Origin of the sequence: Rhodococcus sp. NPDC057014 (assembly GCF_042673295.1) — a bacterium.
Taxonomy (GTDB): Bacteria; Actinomycetota; Actinomycetes; order Mycobacteriales; family Mycobacteriaceae; genus Rhodococcus_F.
Window position 1 is genome coordinate 1 of sequence record NZ_JBHUSF010000465.1, and the last position, 4,987, is coordinate 4,987.

At 69.1% G+C, this 4,987-nt stretch carries 6 protein-coding genes and 1 pseudogene; 3 read left to right on the plus strand and 4 right to left on the minus strand.

All coding sequences use genetic code 11. The features are described 5' to 3' along the window. Both ACFTZB_RS42830 and ACFTZB_RS42835 read left to right on the plus strand, forming a co-directional pair. Positions 1-654, plus strand: a 654-nt coding sequence (locus tag ACFTZB_RS42830; protein WP_378441605.1) for a benzoate/H(+) symporter BenE family transporter, incomplete at its 5' end; no start/stop codon positions are given. A gap of 7 nt (positions 655-661) precedes the next feature. Beyond that, on the plus strand, positions 662-1,171 hold the full coding sequence (locus tag ACFTZB_RS42835) for an O-acetyl-ADP-ribose deacetylase (RefSeq protein ID WP_378441606.1): 510 nt from the start codon (positions 662-664) through the stop codon (positions 1,169-1,171). Positions 1,172-1,231: 60 nt separating this feature from the next. Here the strand turns inward: ACFTZB_RS42835 and ACFTZB_RS42840 are convergent. The 4 genes and pseudogenes from ACFTZB_RS42840 to uraH form a co-directional block, all read right to left on the minus strand. Next, a pseudogene (locus ACFTZB_RS42840) lies at positions 1,232-1,498 on the minus strand (LysR family transcriptional regulator); the annotation flags it as partial. Beyond that, entirely contained in the window at positions 1,491-2,960 is a 1,470-nt protein-coding gene (locus ACFTZB_RS42845; RefSeq protein WP_378441608.1) for a nucleobase:cation symporter-2 family protein, read from the minus strand. The pseudogene ACFTZB_RS42840 and the gene ACFTZB_RS42845, both read right to left, overlap by 8 nt. Before the next feature lie 10 nt (positions 2,961-2,970). Continuing rightward, complete coding sequence (gene pucL, locus ACFTZB_RS42850) at positions 2,971-3,864, minus strand: factor-independent urate hydroxylase (RefSeq protein ID WP_378441611.1); 894 nt, start codon at positions 3,862-3,864, stop codon at positions 2,971-2,973. 2 nt (positions 3,865-3,866) lie between these two features. Continuing rightward, the gene (gene uraH, locus ACFTZB_RS42855) at positions 3,867-4,211 is read right to left on the minus strand and encodes a hydroxyisourate hydrolase (protein WP_378441614.1); all 345 of its coding nucleotides are present in this window, start codon (positions 4,209-4,211) and stop codon (positions 3,867-3,869) included. 254 nt (positions 4,212-4,465) lie between these two features. Between uraH and ACFTZB_RS42860 the strand changes: the two genes are divergently transcribed. Next, positions 4,466-4,987 (plus strand): IS110 family transposase (locus ACFTZB_RS42860; RefSeq protein ID WP_378441616.1); only part of this gene is annotated, 522 nt, incomplete at its 3' end.

Here is a 4,987-nt window from a genome sequence, read left to right on the forward strand (position 1 = left end):
GCCGCGTTCGCGGCCGCCGCGATGGTGATCGCGGTCGGTCTCGCCTCCGGCAGCGACGCCCTCGACACGGGCGCACTCCTGCCGAGGCTCGACGTCACGGCACCGGCGTGGACGTGGCAGGCGATGGTCGGGATCGCGATCCCGCTGTACATCGTGACGATGGCGTCCCAGAACATTCCCGGCACCGCCGTCATGAATTCCTTCGGATACCGGGTGCCGTGGCGGCCGGCCATGCTGGTGACCGGCGTCGGGACTCTGGTCGGCGCCCCCGCGGGTGGGCATGCCATCAACCTCGCCGCCATCAGCGCCGCCCTCGCCGCCGCGCCGTCCGCGCATCCCGACCCACGGAAACGCTGGGTTGCGGCGTTCACGGCGGGCTGGGCGTACCTGGTGCTCGCGGCGTGTTCCGCCGCGGTCGCCACCCTCATCGCCGCGGCGCCCGAGGGCGTCGTGGAGGCCGTCGCCGGACTCGCCCTCCTCGGCACCCTCGGCGGGGCTCTGGCCTCCGCCCTCGACGACGTCCGCGAACGGGAGGGTGCCGTCGTCACGTTCCTGATCGCCGCCTCGGGGGTGAGCATCCTCGGCATCGGGTCCGCATTCTGGGCGCTGGTCGCCGGACTGATCGTGCGGGTCGCGGTGGGCTCGCGGCGATAATGGGCACATGACCACCATCGAGGTAGTGCAGGGTGACATCACGACGGTCGAGGTCGACGCGATCGTCAACGCCGCCAACTCCGGACTGCTCGGCGGCGGTGGCGTGGACGGCGCCATCCACCGGGCCGGTGGCCCCGAGATCCTCGCCGAATGCCGGCAACTACGGGACACCTCGCTGCAGGACGGACTGCCGGCGGGACAGGCGGTCGCGACGACGGCGGGCCGGTTGCCCGCCCGATGGGTGATCCACACGGTCGGCCCCGTCTACTCCGCTTCGGACGATCGGTCGGCCACACTGCGCAGCGCGTACACCGCCAGCCTGGCGGTGGCCGCCGACCTCGGCGCGCAGTCCGTCGCCTTCCCGTTGATCTCGTCCGGGGTGTACGGCTGGCCCGCGGACGACGCCGTCCGGCAGGCAGTCGGCGCCGTGCGTGACTCGGACGCGGGGATTCCGCGGGTGCTGTTCGTGGCGTTCGACGCGCGGATGGCGTCTCTGCTGCGGGCCGAGGTGGGATGAGGACGCCTGCCCGCGTCCCCGCCCTCACCGGGTCCGGACCCGCCGCGACGCCATAACGGTGGCCGAGGCCACGAACTCTTCGGTGGCGTCGAGGGTGCGCTGCGCGTACGGAAGCAGTCGCCGGCCGGTCGACGTCAGGATCGTCCGGCGACTGCTCCGCTCGATCAGGATGACCCCCAGCCCGGTCTCGAGAGCAGCCAGCGCCCGGGAGAGGGTGGGCTGGCTGATCCCGAGATCCGATGCCGCGGAGCCGAAATGCAGGTGGGTGGCGACCGCGGCGAACGCGCGGAGTTGCGTCAGCGTCGGCTGATACGGCTGATCACTCATTGCGCACGGCGGAGGTGCGCGCCGTGTCCGCCCGGTGCTCGGTGTCCGCCGGTCGCTCGGTGCCGGCCGGGTGCTCGGTGACCTCCGGGGGGTGGACGGCGACGGGAGGCGCCGCCGACACCACCGACGGCGTGGGCCGGTTGCCTGCCTTGATCTCGTTGAACAGGATGTTCAGCGACACCGCGACGATGCTCGCCGCGCTGATGCCCGAGTCGAAGACGATGTGCACCCACTCCGGGAAGGCCGAGTAGAACTCGGGCACCGCGATCGGGATGACGCCGAATCCGAGGGCCACCGCGACGATCACCAGGTTCAGGTTGCCGTCATACGACACCTTGGACAGGGTGCGGATTCCGCTCGCGGCCACCGAGCCGAAGAGCACGATCCCGGCGCCGCCGAGGACGGGCAGCGGCACGGAGGCCACCAGCCGGCCCAGGATGGGGAACAGTCCGAGAGCGAACAGGACCGAACCGCCGGCCGCGACGACGTACCGGCTCTTGATCCCGGTGATCGCGACGAGCCCCACGTTCTGGGCGAACGCGCTGGCCGGGAACGTCCCGAACACCGGCGCCACGGTGGTGGCGAGCATGTCGGCGCGGAGTCCGTCGCCGACCCGGCGAGCATCCACCTTCGTCTCCACGATCTCGCCGACCGCGAGGATGTCCGCGGTCGTCTCGGTCATGATCACCAGGATGACGACGGTCATCGAGATGATCGCACCGATCTGGAACAGCGGGGTGCCGAACGAGAACACCTGCGGCAGTTCGAAGATCGCGCCCTTCCCGACGGCACTGAAGTCGGCCTTGCCGATCAGCGCGGCGAACAGTGTGCCCACCACGATGCCGATCAGGATGGACAACCGCGACAGGGTGCCCTGGACCAGTCGGCTCACCAGTAACACGACGAACAGGCTGAACCCGGCGAGTCCGATGTTGGACATCGATCCCCAGTCCGGGGCCTTGGCGTTGCCGCCCATCGCCCACCGCACCGCGACCGGTAGGAGGGAGATGCCGATGACCGTGATGATCGACCCGGTCACGACGGGTGGGAAGTAGCGCACGATCTTGCAGAAGAAGGGGCTGATCAGCAACCCGATGACGCCTGCGATCATGATGGCCCCGAACACCGAGCGCAGCCCGCCCGGACCGGCGGCCACCGCCACCATCGTCGACACCGAGGCGAAGGAAATACCCTGCACCAGGGGGAGTTTGGCGCCGAAGAAGGGAACACCGAGGGTTTGCAGCAAGGTGGCGGCGCCGCTGACGAACAAGGCCGCCGACACGAGCAGGCCGATCTCGACGCCGGTCAGTCCGGCGGCGCCGCCGACGATCAGGGGAGGCGCGATCACGCCGCCGTACATGGTCAGGATGTGCTGCAACCCGTAGACGTACGACTTTCCGAGCGGCAATCGCTCGTCTTCGGGTCCGGTCGTTCCGGCGACCCGATGTCCGATCCGCTTCATCGCCGCGCTCCTAGCAGAATCCGGGAACGGAATCCCAGGCGCGGCCGGCGTCGGGCGCGCCCTCACGCTCGACGGTCGCCTCGATCAACCCGTAGGGGCGGTCGGCGGCGAAGAACACCTCGCCTGGGTTGTCGAGTCCGAACGGTTCCAGGTCGACCAGGAAGTGGTGCTTGTTCGGCATCGAGAACTTCACCTCGGCGATCTCCGGATGCGCCTCGAGGACCGCCGAACCCATCTGGAACAGCGACTGCTGCAGCGCGAGCGAATGGGTGGTGGCGAACGCCTCCAACATGATTGCGCGCACGTTCTCGAACGTCTTGTCGAAGTCGACGTCGGTGGTGAGGTACCGCCAACGGGCGCTCACCGACGTCGCGAGGATCCGGTCGGACGTCTCCTGTAGGGTCGTGTACCTGTCTTTCGGGTATCCGCGGAACTCCGAACCCGTCGACTTCAACACCACCATGTTGCTGAGACCGGATACGATCCACGTCCGGTCGCCGTCGATGGTGACCACGGTGTTCCGCCGTTCGTCACTGGATCGGACGAAGGAGTGGTCGTGGCCCTCGCCGTCGACCGGGATCCGCGCCCACGAGTACTGTTCGATCTCCCAGCGGCCGCCCGTGATCCACTCGAACTCGCCGGTGAAGTGCTTCCCGAGTCGCATCGCGAACGACTCGATCGCACCGACGCCGTCGCGAGCGAACGCGTACACCGTGTTCTTCTGGGTGTCCGTGGCCACGACGTGCGCGTTGTCGCCTTCGGTGTGTACCGCGTCGAGGTCTCCGCGCAGTTGCGAAGTGACGGTGACGTCTTCGATCTCGTGTCGCTTGGTGTCCCGGGTGATCTTGACCAACCGGACTTCCGCCTTGCCGTACTGGTTCTGGCCGAGCACGATCTTGCTCATGATTAGCTCCCTCGGTAGGTCGAGTATGCGAATGGGCTGAGAAGGACAGGTACGTGGTAGTGCTGTTCGCTGTCGGTGAGGGCGAACGTGATGGTGATGTCGGGGTAGAACGTCGGGCGTCCCTTCGCGGTGAAGTAGCGTCCGGTGTCGAACACGATGCGGTAGGTGCCCGGCTCGAGTCGGGCCGGGCCCAGGGTCGCGACGCGCCCGTCGTCGTCGGTGACGGCGTCGGCGACGGTGACCCACGCGGACTCGCGAAGTACCGCCAGCGTGACCGGCACGTCCCGCGCGGGCTGTCCCTCCGCGGCGTCCAGCACGTGGGTGGTGACCTGGCTGACGTCGCTCACTGGTGCACCATCCTTGTGTCGGTAGTTTCAGATGGACTGCCGATGCACCCGAGGTGCCGCTGGGTCACTGCCCTGCTCGCTTGACACGATCGATGTCCGGCATGAGTTCTGCAGGACCCGGCGGTCGCCCGGGCCGCGCCGACCGTCGACAGGGCTGAGCGCCACCGAGCGCCGAACAGTGAGCGAACCGGCTGCCGCGTCCCGGCACCGCACGAGGGTGCCTCCCCACTGGGCCTAGCAGCGAGGAGGCTGACATGAAGTCTGCCAGAACCACCCTGCCCGAGGAACCACCCAACGCCCTGACCTGCGGCATCGACTGGGCCCGCGACGACCACGCCGTCTCGATCGTCGATGCCCGCGGCCGCGAGGTCCACCGCTGCACCGTCGAACACAGCGCCACCGGGCTGCGCGATTTGCTCACCGTCCTCGCCCGCACCGGCGTCGGTGAGGTCGCGATCGAACGCCCGGACGGACCGGTGATCGACACCCTGCTCGGCGCCGGCATCACCGTGGTGGTGATCAGCCCCAACCAGGTCAAGAACCTGCGCGGACGCTACGGATCGGCCGGCAACAAGGACGATCGCTTCGACGCCTTCGTCCTCGCCGACACCCTGCGCACCGACCGCACCCGACGGGCGCCGTTGACCCCCGACCACCCGGCCACCGTCGCGCTGCGCCGCGTCTGCCGGGCCCGCAAGGACCTCGTCGCCCACCGCGTCGCGCTCGCCAACCAGCTGCGCGCGCACCTGCGCAACGTCTTCCCCGGCGCGGTCGGC